Origin of the sequence: Aquariibacter albus (genome assembly GCF_014145335.1) — a bacterium.
Lineage (GTDB): Bacteria > Pseudomonadota > Gammaproteobacteria > Burkholderiales > Burkholderiaceae_C > Aquariibacter > Aquariibacter albus.
Genome location: NZ_JACIVI010000001.1, coordinates 991157 through 1010320, shown reverse-complemented (window position 1 = coordinate 1010320; position 19164 = coordinate 991157). Strand labels below are relative to the sequence as shown.

18 protein-coding genes are annotated in these 19164 nt (G+C 72.9%); 11 read left to right on the top strand and 7 right to left on the bottom strand.

Translation table 11 applies throughout. The features are described from left to right. Positions 1-9: 9 nt before the first annotated feature. The 3 genes from H4F90_RS04540 (at position 10) to H4F90_RS04530 (ending at position 3647) form a co-directional block, all read left to right on the top strand. Positions 10-504 (top strand): (2Fe-2S)-binding protein, encoded by a 495-nt coding sequence (locus H4F90_RS04540; RefSeq protein WP_182661869.1) that lies wholly within the window; start codon positions 10-12, stop codon positions 502-504. Position 505: 1 nt separating this feature from the next. Continuing rightward, positions 506-2770 carry a xanthine dehydrogenase family protein molybdopterin-binding subunit gene (locus H4F90_RS04535; RefSeq protein ID WP_182661867.1) on the top strand — a complete coding sequence of 755 codons (2265 nt, stop codon included), beginning with the start codon at positions 506-508 and terminating at the stop codon, positions 2768-2770. A 202-nt stretch (positions 2771-2972) separates the two neighbouring features. Continuing rightward, complete coding sequence (locus H4F90_RS04530; RefSeq protein WP_182661865.1) at positions 2973-3647, top strand: nucleotidyltransferase family protein; 675 nt, start codon at positions 2973-2975, stop codon at positions 3645-3647. Positions 3648-3684: 37 nt separating this feature from the next. On the opposite strand, the gene gloA is transcribed toward H4F90_RS04530, so the two are convergent. The 4 genes from gloA to H4F90_RS04510 form a co-directional block, all read right to left on the bottom strand. Continuing rightward, a complete protein-coding gene (gene gloA / locus H4F90_RS04525; RefSeq protein WP_182661863.1) occupies positions 3685-4068 on the bottom strand; it encodes a lactoylglutathione lyase in 384 nt (127 codons plus the stop codon). Between the two features lie 25 nt (positions 4069-4093). Next, positions 4094-4663: a TMEM165/GDT1 family protein gene (locus H4F90_RS04520; protein WP_182663047.1), complete on the bottom strand. Its 570-nt coding sequence runs from the start codon at positions 4661-4663 to the stop codon at positions 4094-4096. A 113-nt stretch (positions 4664-4776) separates the two neighbouring features. Further along, entirely contained in the window at positions 4777-6429 is a 1653-nt protein-coding gene (locus H4F90_RS04515; RefSeq protein ID WP_182661861.1) for a methyl-accepting chemotaxis protein, read from the bottom strand. Between the two features lie 237 nt (positions 6430-6666). Beyond that, complete coding sequence (locus H4F90_RS04510; protein WP_182661859.1) at positions 6667-7638, bottom strand: MBL fold metallo-hydrolase; 972 nt, start codon at positions 7636-7638, stop codon at positions 6667-6669. Between the two features lie 80 nt (positions 7639-7718). Here H4F90_RS04510 and rlmD point away from each other — a divergent pair, with 80 nt between their 5' ends. The 3 genes from rlmD (at position 7719) to H4F90_RS04495 (ending at position 11577) form a co-directional block, all read left to right on the top strand. Continuing rightward, positions 7719-9161 carry a 23S rRNA (uracil(1939)-C(5))-methyltransferase RlmD gene (rlmD, locus tag H4F90_RS04505; RefSeq protein WP_182661857.1) on the top strand — a complete coding sequence of 481 codons (1443 nt, stop codon included), beginning with the start codon at positions 7719-7721 and terminating at the stop codon, positions 9159-9161. Positions 9162-9401: 240 nt separating this feature from the next. Then, entirely contained in the window at positions 9402-10583 is a 1182-nt protein-coding gene (locus H4F90_RS04500) for an NF038132 family protein (RefSeq protein WP_182661854.1), read from the top strand. A 385-nt stretch (positions 10584-10968) separates the two neighbouring features. Continuing rightward, positions 10969-11577, top strand: a complete 609-nt coding sequence (locus H4F90_RS04495) for a M48 family metalloprotease (RefSeq protein ID WP_182661852.1) — start codon at positions 10969-10971, stop codon at positions 11575-11577. A 38-nt stretch (positions 11578-11615) separates the two neighbouring features. Here H4F90_RS04495 and H4F90_RS04490 read toward each other — a convergent pair whose 3' ends face one another. Beyond that, a complete protein-coding gene (locus H4F90_RS04490) occupies positions 11616-12485 on the bottom strand; it encodes a 3',5'-nucleoside bisphosphate phosphatase (RefSeq protein ID WP_182661850.1) in 870 nt (289 codons plus the stop codon). 146 nt (positions 12486-12631) lie between these two features. On the opposite strand from H4F90_RS04490, the gene H4F90_RS04485 reads away from it, so the two are divergent. The 5 genes from H4F90_RS04485 to H4F90_RS04465 are packed head-to-tail and all read left to right on the top strand — an operon-like array spanning position 12632 to position 17059. Further along, positions 12632-13267 (top strand): thermostable hemolysin, encoded by a 636-nt coding sequence (locus H4F90_RS04485; RefSeq protein WP_182661848.1) that lies wholly within the window; start codon positions 12632-12634, stop codon positions 13265-13267. Next, a complete protein-coding gene (locus H4F90_RS04480) occupies positions 13264-14829 on the top strand; it encodes an AMP-binding protein (RefSeq protein WP_182661846.1) in 1566 nt (521 codons plus the stop codon). The genes H4F90_RS04485 and H4F90_RS04480 overlap by 4 nt, the downstream gene beginning before the upstream one ends. Before the next feature lie 44 nt (positions 14830-14873). Then, positions 14874-15563: a TenA family transcriptional regulator gene (locus H4F90_RS04475; RefSeq protein ID WP_182661844.1), complete on the top strand. Its 690-nt coding sequence runs from the start codon at positions 14874-14876 to the stop codon at positions 15561-15563. Further along, positions 15560-16378, top strand: coding sequence for an SDR family oxidoreductase (locus H4F90_RS04470; protein ID WP_182661842.1), 819 nt, complete (start codon positions 15560-15562; stop codon positions 16376-16378). Before H4F90_RS04475 ends, H4F90_RS04470 begins: the two co-directional genes overlap by 4 nt. A 30-nt stretch (positions 16379-16408) precedes the next feature. Continuing rightward, positions 16409-17059, top strand: a complete 651-nt coding sequence (locus tag H4F90_RS04465; RefSeq protein WP_235971952.1) for a tetratricopeptide repeat protein — start codon at positions 16409-16411, stop codon at positions 17057-17059. A 17-nt stretch (positions 17060-17076) separates the two neighbouring features. Here H4F90_RS04465 and H4F90_RS04460 read toward each other — a convergent pair whose 3' ends face one another. Beyond that, on the bottom strand, positions 17077-18444 hold the full coding sequence (locus tag H4F90_RS04460) for an ATP-binding protein (protein ID WP_235971951.1): 1368 nt from the start codon (positions 18442-18444) through the stop codon (positions 17077-17079). Further along, positions 18441-19112, bottom strand: a complete 672-nt coding sequence (locus H4F90_RS04455; protein WP_182661840.1) for a response regulator — start codon at positions 19110-19112, stop codon at positions 18441-18443. The genes H4F90_RS04460 and H4F90_RS04455 overlap by 4 nt, the downstream gene beginning before the upstream one ends. Positions 19113-19164 lie beyond the last annotated feature (52 nt).

Here is a 19164-nt window from a genome sequence, read left to right as displayed (position 1 = left end):
GGAGAAGCGATGCCCACGACAACCCTGAACCTCAACGGCCGGCCCACGCCGGTGCAGTCCGACCCCTCCACGCCCTTGCTCTGGGTGCTGCGCGACGAGCTGGGCCTGTGCGGCAGCAAGTTCGGCTGCGGCATCGCGGCCTGCGGGGCGTGCACGGTGCATGTCGACGGCCAGGCCACCCGGTCCTGCGTGCTGCCGATCGCCGCGGTGGGGGCGCAGGCGGTCACGACCATCGAGGCGGTGGGCGAGCAGGGCCCGGCGGCGGCCGCCGGGGCCGCCGTTCGCGCGGCCTGGATTGCGCACGACGTGGCCCAGTGCGGCTACTGCCAGAGCGGCCAGATCATGGGCGCGACGGCGCTGCTGGCCGCCAACCCCCAGCCCAGCGATGCCGAGATCGACGCGGCCATGGCCGGCAATGTCTGCCGCTGCGGCACCTACCCGCGCATCCGCGCGGCCATCCATGCGGCGGCGAAGTCGCTCGCCAGCTCGAAGAAGGGGGCTTGAGATGGCTGCTTTCGATCGCCTGGGCGCCACATCGGCTGCGCCGGCCGCATCCGCCGCGCCGTCCGAATCCGGCCTGAGCCGCCGCGCCTGGCTGCAACTCTCGGTGGCTGCCGGCGGCGGCCTGCTGATCGGCTTTGGCGCGCCGCCGCAGGCCGAGGCCGCCGAGCCTGCCGCCGCAGCGCCCAAGCCGCTGCCCCAGCCCGGGGCCTTCGTGCAGATCCGGCCTGACAACACGGTGGAGATCCGCGTGAACCGGCTGGATTTCGGCCAGGGCGCGCTGACCGCGCTGCCCATGCTGCTGGCCGAGGAGATGGATCTGAACTGGTCGCAGGTCCGCGCCAGCCTGGCGCCGGCGGGCGAGGCCTACAAGGATCCCAATTTCGGCATCCAGATGACCGGCGGCTCGACCGCCATCGCCCACAGCTGGCCGCATTACCGCCAGATCGGCGCCACCGCGCGGGCCGTGCTGGTGCAGGCCGCGGCCGCGCAGTGGGGCGTGCCCGTGTCGGCCTGCCGCACCGAGGCCGGCCAGGTGATCGCCGGCGCGCGCCGCGCCAGCTACGCCAGCCTGGCCGAGGCGGCCGCCAGGCAGCCCTTGCCGGCCGAGGTGACGCTGAAGAAGGCGGCCGACTTCCGCCTCATCGGCCGGCCCAAGGGCCGCCTGGATGCGGCGCTGACGACCCGCGGCGAGAAGGTCTACGGCATGGACCTGCGCCTGCCCGAGCAGAAGACCGCGCTGCTGCAGCGCGCGCCGAGCTTCGGCGGCCAGGTCGCCAGCCTGGATGCGACGGCGGCCCTTGCCATCCCCGGCGTGCTGGCTGTCTTCGAGACGCCGACCGACCGCGGTGGCAGCGGCGTGGCCATCGTCGCCACCGGCTACTGGGCGGCCAAGCAGGCCCGCGATGCGCTGAAGGTGAGCTGGAAGGACGGCCCGGCGGCCGGCCTGTCCACCGCCGGCCTCTTCGCCCGCTTCGAGGAGGAAGCCCGTGCGCCCAAGCTGACCGCCCGGGCGCACGACGTGTCCGCCGCCCGCGGCGCCGCCCGGACGATCCAGGCCAGCTTCCGCTTCCCCTACCTGGCCCACACGCCGATGGAGCCGCTGAACGCGACCTTCGACCTGAGCGAGCTGGCCCGGGGCAAGGCCACGGTCTGGGCCGGAAGCCAGTTCCAGACCGTCGACCAGGGCGCCATCGCCCAGACCCTGGGCCTCAAGCCCGAGAACGTGACGCTCAACACCATGCCCGCGGGCGGCGGCTTCGGCCGCCGCGCGGTGCCAAGCTCCGATTACCTGCGCGAGGCCGCGGCCCTGGCCAAGGCCTGGCTGGCCCAGCCGGGCGCAAAGCCCGGCCCGGTCAAGGTGATGTGGAGTCGCGAGGACGATGTGCAGGGCGGCTACTACCGACCGATGCATCTGCACCGGGTGGACATCGCGCTCGACGCCCAGGGCCGTCCGCTGGCCTGGGACCATGTCATCGTCGGCCAGTCCCTGGTCAAGGGCACGCCTTTCGAGCCGGTGCTGGTCAAGGATGGCATCGACCACACCATGACCGAGGGCGTCGTCGAGAACCTCTACGGCCTGCCGATGCGGCTGCGGGTGAGCCACCCCGAGCTGCCCATCCCGGTGCTGTGGTGGCGTTCGGTCGGCCACACCCACACCGCCTATGTGATGGAGACCCTGGCCGACGAACTGGCCCAGGCCGCCGGCCAGGATCCGGTGGCCTGGCGCCTGGCGCGCTGGAAGGCCGCGCCCGAGCCGGCGCGCCTGGCCCGCCATGTCGAGGCCCTGCAACTGGCCGTCAAGCAGAGCGGCTACGGCCAGCGCAAGCTGCCCGCCGGCCAGGCCTGGGGCGTGGCGGTGCACGAGAGCTTCGGCTCGGTCGTGGCCTATGTGGTCGAGGTCTCGCTGGTCGAGGGGCGGCCCAGGCTCCACCGCGTCACCGCGGGCGTGCATGCCAACACCGTGGTCAATCCCCTGGCGGCGCGGGCGCAGATCGAGGGCGGCCTGGTCTACGGCCTGGCCATGATCCAGCCGGGCGTGGCGATCACGCTGAAGGATGGCCGGGTCGAGCAGAGCCAGTTCAGCGACTACCCGCCGCCGCGCCTGAGCGATGTGCCGCCCATCGACGTGCACTTCGTGCCCAGCGACGCGCCGCCCACCGGGCTGGGCGAGCCCGGCACGCCGCCGATCGCGCCGGCCGTGGCCAATGCCGTGGCCGCGCTCAGCGGCAAGCGCCTGCGCGAGCTGCCCTTCGCCCGCCTGGCTTGAGCGGCCTGCCACCGACCCTGTGCCGACCTGGTACAGGGTCGGCCCGGGGGCTCGCGCGGCCGAGGGAAAGCCTGCACAGGACCGGCCCCGATGCGCGTCCGGCGGCTTTTCGGTCTGATGCTGACATGTCGCCAACACCTCGTCTTCCACGGCCCGGGACGCCGCCGCAGCGCCTGCTGCGCGGCGCAGGGAAGGGCCCCGCATGAGCGCGCACCCAGCCGGCCTGGGGGCGCCGCGGCGCCCGGTGGTGGTGGTGCTGGCCGCCGGCCAGGGCAGCCGTTTCCAGGGCCTGGGCCACAAGCTGGCCCAGCCGCTGGGCGAGGTCGGCAGCGTGCTGCAGGCCACCGTGCAGGCCGCGCAAGCCAGCGGGCTGGAGGTGCTGGTCGTGCTGCGGCCGGATCTGCGACCGCTGCTGGCCGGCCGCATCGCCGCCGAGGCCCTGCTCAGCCTGCCGGCCCAGGCCGCCACGGCGCAGGATCCACCGGCCGAGGGCGAGCCCCTGCCGGGCATGGGCGATTCCATCGCCGCCGGCGTGATGGCGCGCCCGCATGCGCGGGGCTGGCTGGTGCTGCCCGGCGACATGCCGCTGGTGCGGCCTGACACCCTGGCGGCGGTGGCCGCCGGGCTGGAGCAGCTGCCGATCGCCTACGCCCAGCATGCCGGCCGCCGCGGCCACCCGGTGGCCTTCGGCGCGGAGCTGTACTCCGAGCTGAGCCGCCTGCGCGGGGACACCGGCGCGCGGCGCCTGATCGCCCGCTACCCGGCCCAGGCCGTGGAAGTGGACGATCCCGGGGTGCTGATCGACCTCGACACCGAGGACGATCTGCGCGAGGTGCGCAGCCGGCTGCTCACCGAGGGCACGCGCCGCCAGGCCTGAGCCAGGCCGTGGCGGCGGCGCCTCGCACGGGGCCCGCTCAGGCCCGCTCGATCAGCTCGATCTTGTAGCCGTCCGGGTCCTGCACGAAGGCGATCACCGTGCTGCCGCCCTTGACCGGGCCGGCCTCGCGGGTGATGGTGCCGCCGGCGGCGCGGATGCGCTCGCAGGTGGCCGCCACATCCGGCACGCCCAGGGCGATGTGACCGTAGGCGGTGCCGATCTCGTAGCTGCTGACGCCGTGGTTGTAGGTCAGCTCGATCTCGGCATGCTCGGGGTTGTTGCCGTAGCCGACGAAGGCCAGGCTGTAGCCCTGTTCCGGACGCTCGGTGGTGCGCAGCAGGCGCATGCCGAGGATGCGGGTGTAGAAGTCGATCGCGCGCGGCAGATCGCCGACGCGCAGCATGGTGTGCAGCAGACGCATGGGGTTCGCTTTCCGGAAAGTGGGCTCAGCCGCCGACGCCGAGCAGCACCGCCAGGCCGAGCAGGGCAAAGATCAGCGCGGCCACGCGCCGCACCCAGACCAGCGGCACGAAGTGCACCGCTCGGTCGCCGAGCAGCACGGCCGGCACATTGGCCAGCATCATGCCCAGGGTGGTGCCCATCGTCACGGCCAGCAGGCTGTCGTACCTGGCGGCCAGCATCACGGTGGCGATCTGCGTCTTGTCGCCCATCTCGGCGAGGAAGAAGGCCACCACGGTGATGCCGAAGACGCCGAGTGCGCTGGTCCGGGGCGTTCCCTCGTCCTCGTCCAGGGTGTCGGGCTTCAGCGTCCAGGCCGCCACCGCGAAGAAGCTGGCCGCCAGCAGCCAGCGCAGCCAGTCGCCCGGCAGCAGGCTCTGGATCCAGGCGCCCAGGGCGCCGGCCGCGGCATGGTTGGCCAGGGTGGCCACGAAGATGCCCGCGATGATGGGCATCGCACGGTGGAATCGGGCGGCCAGCAGCAGGGCCAGCAACTGGGTCTTGTCGCCGATCTCGCTGACGGCGACAACGCCGGTGGAGACGAGCAGGGCATCGATCGACATGCGGTGTCCGTGGGGGGCGGGGCGTCCAAGCAGAAGCGCCCGGGAGGGCCCGGGCGCGGCGTGGCAGTTTAGAGCCCCCTCCGGGAGAACCCGCGGGTCGTGGGGCCTCAGGCCGGCTGCAGGCTGGCCGTGCCGCCGGCGGCCTTGGCCTCGCGGCGCAGCTCGACGGCGTCGGGCAGGGCTTGGGGGGCATGGCCGTCGATGCGGAAGATCGCCACGGTGGATTGCACCGTCTCGGCCTGCTGCTCCAGCGAGCTGGCCGAGGCCGCCAGTTCCTCGACGAGGGCCGCGTTCTGCTGGGTGATGGTGTCCATCTGCGCGACCGCCTCGTTGACCTGCGAGATGCCGCTGAGCTGCTCGCGGGCGCCGTGGCTGATTTCCTGGATCAGGGTGCCGACGCGCTGCACCGCGCCCAGGGCCTCGTTCATCGTCGAGCGGGCCTCGTCGGACAGGCGCGAGCCTTCGTCGACCTTCTGGGTCGAGTCCTCGATCAGCTGCTTGATCTCGCGCGCCGCATTCGAGCTGCGCTGCGCAAGGGCCCGCACCTCGGAGGCCACCACGGCGAAGCCGCGGCCCTGCTCGCCGGCCCGGGCCGCTTCCACCGCGGCATTGAGCGCGAGGATGTTGGTCTGGAAGGCGATGCCGTCGATCACGCCGATGATCTCGGTGATGCGGTGGGAGGAACTGCTGATCTCGCGCATCGTCGTCGTCACCCGGTCGACCGCGGCGCTGCTGCGCTGGGTGATGGCGGTGGTCTGTCCGGCGAGCTGCTCGGCCTCGCGGGCCGAGTCGGCGCTCTGCCGCACGGTGCCGGTGATCTGTTCCATCGAGGCGGCGGTTTCCTCCAGCGAGGAGGCCTGCGATTCGGTGCGGGCCGACAGGTCGTGGTTGCCGGCAGCGATCTCGCGGGTCGCGTTGCGCATATTGGCCACTTCGCTGCGCGCGTCGCGGACGATGGACATCAGGTTCACGTTCAGCTGGTTCAGGCCGCGGCCCAGGGCGCCGATGGCGTCGTGCCGGTCGACGCTCAGGGTCTGCGTCAGGTCACCCGCGGCCATGCGGTTGGTGAAGCGGATCAGCCGCCCCAGCGGCGCCACCGTCAGGCCCTGCAGCAGCCAGGCCCCGCCCAGGCTCAGCAGGCCCAGCCCCAGGGCGGCGGCCAGCAGGCCCGGTCCGCTCGGCGCGGCGCCGGCCAGCACGGCGGCCAGGAAGCCGCTGCCGCTCAGGCCGAGCGCGACCAGGCCCATCTTGCCGGCCAGGCCCGGCCGCAGCGCCGCGGTCAGGCGGCCCAGCGGCGTCGCGCGCAGCAGCTGGCCCTGCTGCAGGCGGTGGACGAGATGGCCCGCCTGCTTCTCGGCCCGCATCGTGGCGTAGAGCGCGTCGGCGCCCTGCACCTGCTGGCGGCTGGGCTGGGTGCGGACGGACATGTAGCCCACCGGCCGGTCGCCCTCCATCAGCGGCGTGACGTTCGCCTGCACCCAGTAGTAGTCGCCGTTCTTGCGCCGGTTCTTGACCAGCGCCGACCAGGGCAGGCCGGCGGCGATCGTGTCCCACATGTCGCGGAAGGCCTCTTCCGGCATGTCGGGATGGCGGATCAGGTTGTGCGGCTGGCCAAGCAGCTCGTCCCTGGCGTAGCCGCTGACCTCGATGAAGGCCGGATTGCAGTAGACGATGCGGCCCTTCAAGTCGGTCGTCGAGACCAGGGTCTCGCCGGCGGGGAAGGGGTACTCGCGGGTCGTGACGGGCAGGTTGGTGCGCATGGACGGGCCGGGTCGGTGGGACAAGAGGCGGAGGCCTGTCGCCGGCCGCCTGGGCATGCCGGGAGACTAGGGGGGATCACCTCACCCGAAGGAGGGAAAAGGCCGGACTCCTCCCGGCAGTTCGCTCCCGCGTCCCCTTCTGTCCTGAACAAGTCGGTCCCGGGCGGCCGGACATCCCGTCCAGCCCGCCCGCAGAGGCCTCCGGCCGGCAGGGCCGGCTCCCGTCCGTGCGCGGCCTCAGGCCCGCGTGCCGCGGTCCAGCCAGACGCCCAGGCCCTGGGCGTTCAGTTCGATGTCGTTGAACAGCACCTCGGCGATCCGCGCGGGATCGGCCGGTCCGCCCAGGGCCTGCCAGGCCCGGACGTAGATGTCGGCACAGGCCGCGCGCAGGGCCTGATGCCGCACCGGGCCGGGTGCCGGATGGGCCGCCTGCACCGCGCGGGCCGCGGCAACCATCTGGTCGATCTGGGCATGCTGCTGCACGGCCAGGGCCTGGACCGCCTCGACGCTGCCGCCAAGCGCGCCGTAGTGGGTTACGTACATCCAGACCGGCGCTTCGGCCATCAGGCGCTCGACCGAGGCATGCAGGGCCTCGGGCTCGAACTGCACCGGGGTCGTCGTCGGCAGCAGGTAGCGGCCCCCGCGGCCGGTGCATTCGGGGTAGGAGATGCCGAAGGTGTCGCCGGTGAACCAGCCGCGCGAGGCCGCGTCCCACACGCAGAAGTGGTGGCGCGCATGGCCGGGGGTGTCGACGATGCGCAGCGGCCGGCCGGCGAGCTGCACGGTCTCGTCCGCACCGGCCTCGCGCACCCGGGCGGCCGGCACCGGCAGGATCTGCCCGTAGGTGCGGGCGATCTCCTCGGCGCCGTAGACGGCGGTGGCGCCGGCCACCAGGGCCGTCGGGTCGATCATGTGGCGCGCGCCGCGCGGGTGGATCAGCAGGGTGGCGTTGGGGCACTGCTGCATCAGCAGGCCGGCGCCGCCGGCATGGTCGAGATGCACATGGGTGGGGATCACCCAGTCCACGGCCTCGGGGCCCAGGCCCTGGGCGGCCAGGGCCTCCAGCAGCCGCGGCACGCTGTGGTTGACGCCGCAGTCGATGAAGGCGGCTCGGCCGTCCTGCACGATCAGGTAGGCGGCGTCGAAGCCCGGACGGATGAAGTCGGTGTCAATGACGGTGATGCCGTGGCCGAGGGCTTGGAAGGACATGGTGTGCAGGGCGGTGAGGGCAGTCGGGCCGGCATTCTCGGCCCCGGGGCGCGGCCGGGCGGGCCGGGATAATCCGGCGGATGACACATGAAGACGATGTTCGCTTCGAGATCGAGTCGCTCGATCTCGAAGCCCAGGGCGTGGCGCATGACGCCGAAGGCCGCGTGCTCTTCCTCGAAGGCGGTCTGCCCGGCGAGCGCGTGCAGGCGATGATCACCCGCCGCAAATCGGCCTGGGCCAAGGGTCGCGTGACCGCGGTCGAGCGCGAGAGCAACCAGCGCGTGCGCCCGGCCTGCCCGCATTTCGGCCTGGAGCCCGGCGCCTGCGGCGGCTGCAAGATGCAGCACCTCGACCCGGCCGCGCAGATCGCCGTCAAGCAGCGCGTCCTCGAAGACCAGCTCTGGCACCTCGGCCGGGTGCGGCCGGCCATGGTGCTGCGGCCCATCCAGGGGCCGTCCTGGGGCTACCGCGAGCGTGCCCGCCTGTCGGTGCGGCATGTGGTCAAGAAGGGCACGGTGCTGGTCGGCTTCCACGAGCGGGCGTCCAGCTACGTGGCCGACATGCGCCGCTGCGAGGTGCTGCCGGCCCATGTCTCCGCCCTGCTGCTGCCGCTGCGCGCGCTGGTGATGGGCATGGACGCCCGCGACCGCCTGCCGCAGATCGAGCTGGCCGTCGGCCGGCCGGCCTCCGGCGAGGTGGTCACCGCGCTGGTGCTGCGCCACCTGGTGCCGCTGGGTGAGGCGGACCTCGACCGCCTGCGCGAATTCGGCCGCCAGCATGCCGTGCAGTGGTGGCTGCAGCCCAAGGGCCCGGACACCGTGCACCGGCTCGACGAGGGCGGCCCCGCCCTGGCCTACACGCTGCCGGAGTTCGGCATCGAGCATCCCTTCCGGCCCACCGATTTCACCCAGGTCAATGCGGCGATCAACCAGGTGCTGGTCGGCCGTGCGCTGCGCCTGCTCGACGCCCAACCCGAGGAGCGGGTGATCGACTGGTTCTGTGGTCTCGGCAACTTCACCCTGCCGATCGCCACCCGGGCGCGCGAGGTGCTGGGCATCGAGGGCAGCCGCGAGCTCGTCGCCCGCGCTCGCGGCAACGCCGCGCACAACGGCCTGGACGGCAAGACCGAATTCGCGGCCAGCAATCTGTTCGAGATCGATGCCGCCACGCTCCAGGCCCACGGTGTGGCTGCGCGCTGGCTGGTCGATCCGCCGCGCGAGGGCGCGCTGGCCCTGGTGCAGGCCCTGGTGGAAAGCGTGCAGCCCGCGGCTGACAAGGCAGCAGGCTGGCGGCCGCCGCAGCGCATCGTCTACGTGAGCTGCAATCCCGCCACCCTGGCCCGAGACGCCGGCCTGCTGGTGCACCGCGCCGGCTACCGCTGCACGCATGCAGGCGTGGTCAATATGTTCCCGCACACCGCGCATGTCGAATCGATCGCGGTCTTCGAGTGGACGGGCACGGTGCCTGCCCCCACGGCCGAGAGTCCGACGCTGCTGTCCGACGCATCGGACGATTCTGCGTAAGGGGTACGCTGCCCGGGCCGAGCTCCGAATTTCCAATGATTTAGGGGGGTATTCCTACCGGGTGATTGGGGGTTCTCCTTCCTTCCTTCGGGCGGTTCAAGCCTTTGTTACCCCCTCAGCCGCGGGGAGCGGCGGGGCATCGGATCGGCGCAACTGGCAGACTGCTTTCAGCCTGTTGCGGTGCTGTGCCGCTTGAGCGGTGCAGCAGATCCAGCCGAGGCAGAGACAAGAGGAGGCCCTGTGAACCACATTTCCGCCCTGTTCAAGCTTTCCGTGCTCGCTGCAGCACTCGGTGCCTTGCCGGCGGCGCGCGCCGATACCTGCATCGGTAATTGCGGCCAGAGCGGCCCGGATGGTGTGGTCTCTGCGCCGCCCGGCGGCAGCACCTACACCTGGATTTCTACTTCGGGGGGGCAGGCCGGTGTCGGCCAGATTCCCGGTGTCGGCGGCACGAACGGCTCGGCACTCATTTCCGATGCCTTCTATGCCGCGCCCGGGGCCGTGGTTCAGTTCAATTTCAACTACATCACCTCGGACGGCGCCGGATTCGCCGACTATGGCTGGGCCGAGCTGCGCGGAAGCAGCTCGAGCGTCTACCTTTTCACGGCGCGAACCCAGCCCGAAGGCACCATTGCACCGGGCTTCGGCCTGCCCGACGTCAACGCCACGCTGAATCCCTCGTCCGTGCCCATCCAGCCGGGAGAGACCACCTGGGCACCGCTTGGCAGTTCCAGCGGCGGCTGCTATGCAGCAGGTTGCGGCCAAACGGGCTGGATCGGTTCTTCCTATACCGTCACACAAGCCGACACCTACCAGCTCGTCTTTGGTGTGACTAACTGGGGCGATACGATTTTCGACAGTGGCATGGCTTTTTCCGGCCTGCTGCTGGACGGTCTGGTGATCGGTGACGGGTCGTCTGAGGAAAACCCCCTGTTGCCGAGTGACCTGGGCAGCAACGGTGAATTCATCTTCGAGTTTGTCGCCACCCCCGGGACGCCCGTCTTCATCGATCCTTTCATCGCGGTAGGTTACGACTACGCGCTGACGACGCCCGGCAATTCATTCGCAAGCCTGATTCTTCCGAATGTCGGGGACGGTGTCTTCACCGTTTCCGGTGTGGACGGCATGGGGGTTTCCTTCAGCGATGTGGTGAATGCCGGCGTGCTCTACAACTTCGCGGGCGGCGTCACGGCCTTCTCCGTCACCGACATCGAGGTGACCGCTGGACTCGACCCCGCAGACCCTTCTGCCTTCGTCACCGGATTGACCTTTGTCAATCCGGGGGCCGTGGCGGTGTCGCAGACGCCGGTGTCCGTTTTCGTGTCCGCACCTGTCCCAGAGCCTTCGACCTACGCCCTGATGGCCCTGGGTCTCCTAGGCCTTGCGGCGATGTCGCGGCGCCGGTCGCTACACGCCTGCTGAACGCAGGTTGAAGCCCCCAGACGCTCGGCAGGCGCAGTCCTGCCGGGCGTCGTTTCATGGGGCCGGCGGAGACGCATGGCCTTTCTCCCTCAAATCAGGGTTTACCCTTGGCATCAAGCTTGCACTGTTCAGCCTGTGCGGATCGCGGCCCTCCCGGCGGCGGACGCTTCGCCGGAGGTGCGAGATGGCGACATGGCATGCAGGGTGCGGCGGCGGCCGTGAGAAGGGGGCGTCCGGCTGGCCTGGGCTTCGGCTTGTCCTGGGGCTGTGGCTGATCTGGATCGTCCAAGCGATCCAGCCCCTCCACGCACATGAGGTTGATGCCGGCGCGCCGCGCGGGACTTTCCATGCGGAGGCGCCGGGGACCCCGGGCGGCATCGCCGAGGTGCTGGATCGTTCCCAGCGGATGCGCCTGGCTGCGCTGCGCGAGGCCGAGGCCTCGCCCGAAGCCGTCGAGGTGATCCGTGCCAGCTTCAACGCCGTGATGGCGGCCTGGCCCCGGGCGCCGCAGGTGACCCTGCTGGTGACGCGGGCCCCGGTGATCGCCGAGAGCCTGCTCGGTCGGGTGATCGTCGCGAGCGAGGCCCTGGCTGGCCTGCCGGAGGCCCAGCGTCGCTTCGTGCTGGCCCATGAGCTGGGCCATGTGATCGAGGGCCATTGGACGCGCATGGGCCTGCTGTACCGCAAGCATGTGCCCGGTGCCGTGGACCCCGAGCACACGCAGGCCGTGGCCCATGTGCTGGGCCGGGAGGCCTCGGCCCTGGCCCATGAGCAGGAACTCGCAGCGGATGCCTTCGGCCTGCGGCTGATCCTCGGCATGGGTCACGAGGTCGGCGATGCCCTCGCCGCTTTCCGATGCTTCGGGGCCCTGCCCGACACCGCCACCCATCCGGGCACGCGCAAGCGGGTCGCGCACCTGCATGCGCTGATGGCCTCCCCCGCCCTGAGCAGCCCGACGACCGCTGCGGTCGTTGGCGTCGGGCCGCAGCCCTGAGGCCGTCCGCGGGCCGGGACGGGGGCCGCGAAGGCGGATCAGCGTCGCGCGATGCGGGAACCGAGGGCGTCCCAGACGGCGTCGAGGTCGCCGGGCAGCCAGGGCAGGGCGCCGAGTTCGGTCCGGCTCTCGCCGGGTGCGTGGAAGTCGGAACCGCGCGAGGCCAGCAGACCGAACTCCCGCGCCGTGTCGGCGTACTTCAGGGCTTCGGCCGCACTGTGGCTGCCGGTCACCACCTCGATGCCGCGGCCACCGTGGGCCATGAACTCGGTGATCAGCGCGTACTCGGCCGTGGGCGAGAAGCGATAGCGCCCGGGATGGGCGATCACCGCGATGCCGCCCGCTCCGGTGATCCAGCGCACGGTGTCGCCGAGGCCGGCCCAGCGATGCGGCACATAGCCGGGCTTGCCCTCGGTGAGGTAGCGGCGGAAGACCTCGTGGGTGGCCTCGCAGACGCCGGTCTCGACCAGCCAGCGCGCGAAATGGGTGCGTGACACCAGATTGGGGTTGTGGACGTAGCGCAGCGCACCTTCGTAGGCGCCGGGCAGCCCGATACGGGCCAGGTCCTCGCCCATCGCGCGGGCCCGCTCGCTGCGGCCCGAGCGCACGCTGGCCAGGCCGGCCTGCAGGCCGGCCTCGTCCGGGTCGACGCCCAGCCCGACGATGTGCACGGTCTCGCCGGCGAAGCTGACCGAGACCTCCACCCCGGCCAGCCAGGCCAGACCCAGGTCGAGCGCGGCCTCGCGGGCCTCGGCCTGGCCGCCCAGCTCGTCGTGATCGGTCAGGGCCCAGAGGCCGACGCCGGCCTTCGCCGCACGTTCGGCCAGGGCGGCCGGACTCAGCTGGCCGTCCGACACATGCGAGTGGCAGTGCAGATCGGCATTGAGCAGGGCTTCTTCGGCAGGCATGGCGCATTGTCCGGGATGCCCCCTGACCCTGCGCAAGACCCGTGGGGCTGCGGACCGGAACAAGGGGGCGTCGGCCGCACATTGCGGCGTTTTCCGCGGCCTCCCCCTTAAGGCGGCGCTAATGCCAGGGGCAGACGATGCGATCCATGCAAGCCGCCACCCGACCCTGCGTCCCCCTGGACACCCCGGCCCGCGCCGAACTGTGCGAGCACGGCCCGGACGATCCCCGCCGCGCCGAGGTCGAGGCCTACATCCGCCGCGTCTACGCCCAGCGCTTTGGCGCCCGGGTCGAGCGCTTCGCGCCGCGCCTGCTGGGGCTGCGCTCGACGGTCGACGGCCGCCTGCTCGGCGCAGCCGGCTATCGCTTGGCCGACCAGCCGCTCTACCTGGAGCGCTACCTCGACGCGCCGGTCGACCAGCTGCTCGGCGAGCACGGGCCGCTGCGGCCCCCGCGCGCCGAGATCGCCGAGATCGGTCATCTCTGCGCGGCCCGGCCGGGCGACGGCCTGCTGCTGATCCCCGCCGTGGCCGCCCACCTGCATGCCGTCGGCGTGCGCTGGGCCGCCTGCACCTTGACCGAGGAGTTGCGCCGGCTCTTCCTGCGCCTGGGTCTGGCGCCGGTGGCGCTGGGCCCGGCCGATCCGGCCCGGCTGCTGCCCGAGGAGCGCGCGGCCTGGGGCGACTACTACAGCCATCATCCGGTGGTCATCGCCGGCCGCCTGCAACCGGCGGTCGAGCGCCTGCAGGCCGCGGCCGCGGCCCGCTCGGGGCGTCCGGCATGAGCGCCCATCCCCTGCTGCCCGCGGCCCTGCACACCCCGGCCGGCTGCTGGACCGCGGCCGCCCTGGCCGAAGCGGCCGTGCAGATTGCCCGGCGCCTGCGCGAGCAGGGCGTGCGCGTGCTCGCCACCCAGCTCGACAACGGCGCCGCCTGGCTGCTGGCGGAAACGGCGGCCGCCCACGCGGGCATCGTCCACGTGCCGCTGCCGGCCTTCTTCAGCGCGGCCCAGCGCAGCCATGCCTTGCACGCCGCGGGCGTCGACACACTCTGGCTGCCCGCCGGCGCGCCCACGCCGCCCGGCCTGCCCTGCTTCGATCTGCATCTGCCCGCCGGCCCCGGCGCGCCCGAGGCCGTCGAAGGCCGCTGGCTGCTGGGCCTGGCGGCAGGCCGCAGCGCAGCCGCGGTGATGCCGCCCGGCACCGGCCTCGTCACCTTCACCTCGGGCACCACCGGCCAGCCCAAGGGCGTCTGCCTGGCCCGCGACCGCCTGGCCGCCGTGGCGGCCGGCCTCGCCCAGGCCACCGCCGCCCTGCCGCTGCAGCGCCATCTCGCCGTGCTGCCGCTGGCGGTGCTGCTGGAGCAGGTGGCGGGCACCCTGGCCCCGGCCGCCCGCGGTGCCGAGCTGCTGCTGCTGCCCCTGGCCGAGCTGGGCTGGAGCGGCTCCTCGCGCTTCGACCCCGCCCGCCTCCAGGCAGTCGTTCAGCGCCACCAGGCCCACAGCCTGATCCTGCTGCCGCAGATGCTGCGCGCCTGGACGGCCTGGCTGGCCGCAGCCGGCCGCCGGGCGCCCGACAGCCTGCGCTTCGTCGCCGTCGGCGGCGCGGCCGTGGGTGCGGCCACGCTGGCGGCGGCCCGCGCCGTCGGCCTGCCGGTCTTCGAGGGCTACGGCCTGTCGGAGGGCGGCTCGGTCCAGACCCTGAACCTGCCCGGTGCCGATGCGCCCGGCAGCGCCGGCCGTCCGCTGCCGCACACCCGCCTGCGCCTGGCGGCGGATGGCGAAGTCGAGGTGGCGGGCACCGGCCTGCTCGGCTACCTGGGCGAAGCCGAGGCCCGTCCAGCCGATGCCTGGTGGCCGACTGGCGACCTCGGCCGCCTCGATGCCGCCGGCCATCTGTGGATCGCCGGCCGCAAGAAGCAGCTCCTCATCACCGCCTACGGCCGCAATGTCTCGCCCGAGTGGGTCGAGTGCGCGCTGCAGGAGGCCGCGCCCGGTGGCCGCCCCGTCATCGCCCAGGCTGTGGTCCTGGGCGACGGCCAGCCGGCGCTCTCGGCCGTGCTGTGGCCGATGCCCGGGGCCGCCGAGGACGAGGCCGCGCTGGACCGCGAACTCGCCGCCGCCGTGGCCCAGGCCAACGCCGGCCTGCCCGACTACGCCCGCATCGCCCGCTGGGTGCGGGCCCGCGAATCCTTTGACGCGGCCAGCGGCATGGCGACCGACAACGGTCGTCCGCGCCGCGCCGCCATCGCCGCGCGCCACGGCACGGCCCTGGGGCTCGACGCCCCGGAGCCGGCCCTGCCGCGCCCCGCGGCCGAGACGGCCGCCTCCATCGGCACCGCGGCCTGAGCCGCCGGCCCATCCCCTCTCGCGCCCCTCCGGCCCTCCCTGTCATGTCCTACCGCTTCCACGACATCCTGCTCGCGGCCACCGCTGCCGAGCGCCAGGCCCTGTTCAGCCAGCCCCTCATCCTGCGTGCGCTGCGCGGGGAGGTCAGCCGGCCGGCCTACCGCGAATTCCTGCAGCAGGCCTACCACCACGTGCGGCACACCGTGCCGCTGCTGGAGGCCTGCCGCGCCCGCATCGCCGCCCGCGACGACGATCGCCTGGCCTGGCTGCTGCCCGCCCTGGACGAGTACATCGAGGAAGAGTCCGGCCACGAGCAATGGATCCTCGACGACATCGCCGCCGCGGGGGGCGACCGCGCGCTGGCCGAGGCCAGCACGCCCGGCCATGCGGCCGAGGTGATGGTGGCCTACGCCTACGACCAGATCGCCCGCGGCAATCCGCTGGGCTTCTTCGGCATGGTGCTGGTGCTCGAAGGCAGCAGCGTCGCGCTGGCCTTGAACGCGGCCGACCGCATCCAGCAGGCGCTCGACCTGCCGGACGCCGCCTTCAGCTACCTGCGCTCGCACGGCACCCTGGACCAGGAGCACACCGCGCACTTCCAGCTGCTGATGGACGACATCCACGACCCGGCCGACCAGGCCGCCATCGTCCATGCCGCGCGGCGCTTCTACCGCCTCTACGGCGAGGTGTTCGCCGAGATCGCCGCCACCGCCGAAGCGCTGGAGGCCGCATGAAGCTCGACCGTGCCCGCGCGCTGCTCACCGGCGCTGCCGGCGGCATCGGCCGCGAAGCGGCCCAGGCCCTGGCAGCCCGTGGCGCGGGGCTGCTGCTGGTCGGCCGTCGCGCCGAGCCGCTCGAAGACCTGGCCCGCACGCTGGGCCAGCAGTTCAGCCGGAGCTTCGGCGCGCTGCGTGCCGGCGAAGCGCCGATGGACATCGCCTGGCTGGCGGCCGACATCACCTGCCCCGAAGACCAGGCCCGCTGCGCCGAAGCCGCCGAGGCCTGCGGCGTGGACCTGCTCATCCACAACGCCGGCCTGCCCGCCTTCGGCCGTTTCGAGACGCTCGATGCCGAGCGGCTGCAGGCCCTGATGGCCGTCAACCTGATCGCGCCCATGCAGCTCAGCCTGGCCCTGCTGCCCGGCCTGCGCCGCAAGCCGCAGGCCGCCATCGTCGCCATCGGCTCGGTCCTGGGCCGGCTCGGCCTGCCCGGCCATGTGGCCTATGGCGCGAGCAAGGCCGGCCTGCGCGGCTTCTGCGAAGGCCTGCGCCGTGAGCTGGCCGACACCCGCGTGCGCGTGCAGTACCTCGGCCCGCGGGCCGTGGCCACCGGTTTCAACAGCCCCGAGGCGGAGGCCCACCGCCTCGCCAGCGGCAGCCGCGCCGACCCGCCCGCGCAGGTGGCCCGTGCCCTGGTCGCGCTGATCGAGCGTGGCGAAGCCGAACGCCACCTGGGCTTCCCCGAGCGCCTCGCCGGCCCGATCAACGCCTGCCTGCCCACCCTGCTCGACGGCCCGCTCGGCCGCCAGGCCCGCAGCCTGCCCGCCTGAATCCCTGCCCCCATCTCCGAAGGATCCCCCATGCAACGCCGCAGCGCCCTGCGCCACGCCCTGGCCGCCAGCCTGTTTGCCCTCAGCCTCGTGCCCGGCTTGGCCCGGGCCGCCGACACCCTGGCCGATATCCAGCAGAGCTGGGAGGTCATCCGCTACCAGACCCCGGCCCGCCAGCGCGAGAAGGCCTTCGAGCAGCTCGCCGAACGCGCGCACCAGCTGCGCGAGGCCCAGCCCGGCCGGCCCGAGCCGCTGATCTGGGAGGGCATCGTGCTCAGCAGCTGGGCCGGCGAGAAGGGCGGCCTCGGCGCGCTCGGCCTGGTCAAGCAGGCCCGCGGCCTCTACGAGCAGGCCATCGCGATCGACGCCCGCGCGCTCGACGGCTCGGCCCTGGCCAGCCTGGGCGTGCTCTATGCCAAGGTGCCCGGCTGGCCGATCGGCTTCGGCGACAAGGCCCGCGCGAAGGAACTGCTGCAGCAGGCGCTGAAGATCAATCCCCAGGGCATCGACCCCAACTTCTTCTACGCCGAGCTGCTGGCCGACCAGGGCCAGAACGCCGAGGCCCTGAGCCATCTGGAGAAGGCCCTGCAGGCCCCGCCGCGGCCCGCGCGGCAGATTGCCGACACCGGCCGCCGCGAAGAGATCAAGGCCCTGATGGGCAAGTTGCAGGCCGCGCGCTGACGCGCCGGCCGCGCCGTTCAGGCGCGGCGGAGGTGCACGGCGAAGCCCGGCCCGTCGTCCCGCGGGCCCCAGGTCACGGCCAGGCCATGCAGCGCAGCGATGCGCCGCACGATCGACAGGCCCAGGCCGCTGCCGCTGCGGGTCTGGCCCTCGGGCCGGTAGAAGCGGTCGCCCAGGCGCGCCAGCTGCTCGGGCGTCACGCCCGGGCCCCGGTCGAGCACGCTCAGGCGGCCGGGCCCGCCCTGCAGGGTGACGGTGCTGCCGCGCGGGGCGTGGCGCAGCGCGTTGTCCAGCAGATTGCGCAGCAGCACCCCGAGCAGGGCGGCATCGCCCTGCAGCGGCAGCGTGTCGGCGCGCAGGTCCAGCACCTCCAGGTCCACCCCCGCCGCCTCGGCCTGCGGCCACAGGCCGTCGATCACGGTGGCCACCACGGCCGACCAGTCCACCGCCTGCACCGGGCCCAGAGCGTCCAGGTGCTCGACCCGCGCCAGCGCCAGCATCTGCTGCACCAGCCGGGCCAGGCGGTCCAGGCCCAGGCCGATCTTGTCCAGGCCGGGACCGGTGGCGCCGCCCTGCAGCCGGGCCGCATCCCACTGCGCGCGCAGGCCGGCCAGCGGCGTGCGCAGCTCGTGGGCCGCGTCGGCGGTGAACTGGCGTTCGCGGGCCAGGGTGCTGTCGATGCGCACGAACAGGCTGTTCATGGCCTCCACCAGGGGCCGCAGGTCGGGCGGCAGCTCGGCGGCCGGCAGCGGGTCCAGGCCCTGCGGGTCGCGCTGGGCCAGGGCTCGGCTCAGGCTGTCGAGCGGCTTGAGCGCGCTGCGCAGTGCCGCGCCCATCGCCAGCAGCAGCAGCGGCAGCATCAGCAGCCAGGGCAGGATCTGGGCAAGCAGCAGGCCGGCGACCAGCTCGTCGCGTTCGTGCAGGCTCTGGCCCACAGCCACCAGCCAATTGCCGTGGCTGGACTGCAGGTAATAGACCCGCCACAGGTCCTCATGGACCTTCAGGTCGCGGAAGCCCGCGGCGTCGGCCAGGTGGGGCAGGTCCACGCCCTCGCGGTCGGCCAGCATCATCTGCCCCTCGGCATTCCAGACGGCGACCGACAGGTCCTCCAGCTCGGCCGCCCCGGCCGCGGAGCCTGCGGGATGGGCCGGATCCGTCCCCGCCGCCAGGTCCAGCGCCCCCAACGAGGCCGCCGGCAGCAGGGTCTGCACCTGGCGGGCGATCCGCACCAGCTGGCTGTCGAAGAGCTCGTCGATCTCGGTGTAGGCGCTGTGGGCGGTGATGGCCACGGCCAGCAACCAGACCAGCGGCGCGGCCCCCATCGTGTAGGCCAGGGCCCGCGCCCGCAGGCTCAGGCCGGCATGCCAGCGCCGCAGGCCCTTCATGCCAGCTCCTCGGCCGGGCCCAGGGCATAGCCCAGGCCGCGCACGGTCTTCACCACCTTCGCATGCAGCTTCTTGCGCAGGTGGTGGATGTGCACCTCCAGCACATTGCTTTCCACCGCCTGGTCCCAGCTGTAGAGCTTCTCCAGCAGCACCTCCTTGCTCAGCACCCGCTGGGGATGGCTGAGGAAGAGCTCCAGCAGCGCCGTCTCACGGGCCGTCAGCTCCACCGGCTGGCCCTGCCAGAGCGTGGACTTGGCTTCGGGGCGGTAGCTCAGCGGCCCATGCGTCCACACCGGCTCGCTGCGGCCGGCCAGGCGCCGCCGCACCGCGCGCAGGCGCGCGGCCAGCTCGGCGGCATCGATGGGCTTGATCAGGTAGTCGTCGGCCCCGGTATCCAGGCCGGCGATGCGCTGCTCCAGCGCGTCGCGGGCCGTCAGCACCAGCACGGGCGTGCGCTGGCCGGCTGCGCGCCAGCGGCCCAGCCAGTGCAGGCCGTCCTCGCCGGGCAGGCCCAGGTCCAGCACCACCGCGTCATAGGGCGCGCCAGCCAGTGCGGCATCGGCCTGCGGGCCGTCCGTGAACCAATCCACGACAAAGCCCTGGGCGCCCAGCGCCGCGGCCAGGCCGTCGCCGAGCAGGGGATCATCTTCAACCAGCAGGATGCGCATGGGCGCGGAGCATAGCGAGCCCGCCGCACTATCCTTGCCGCTCGACCCAGGC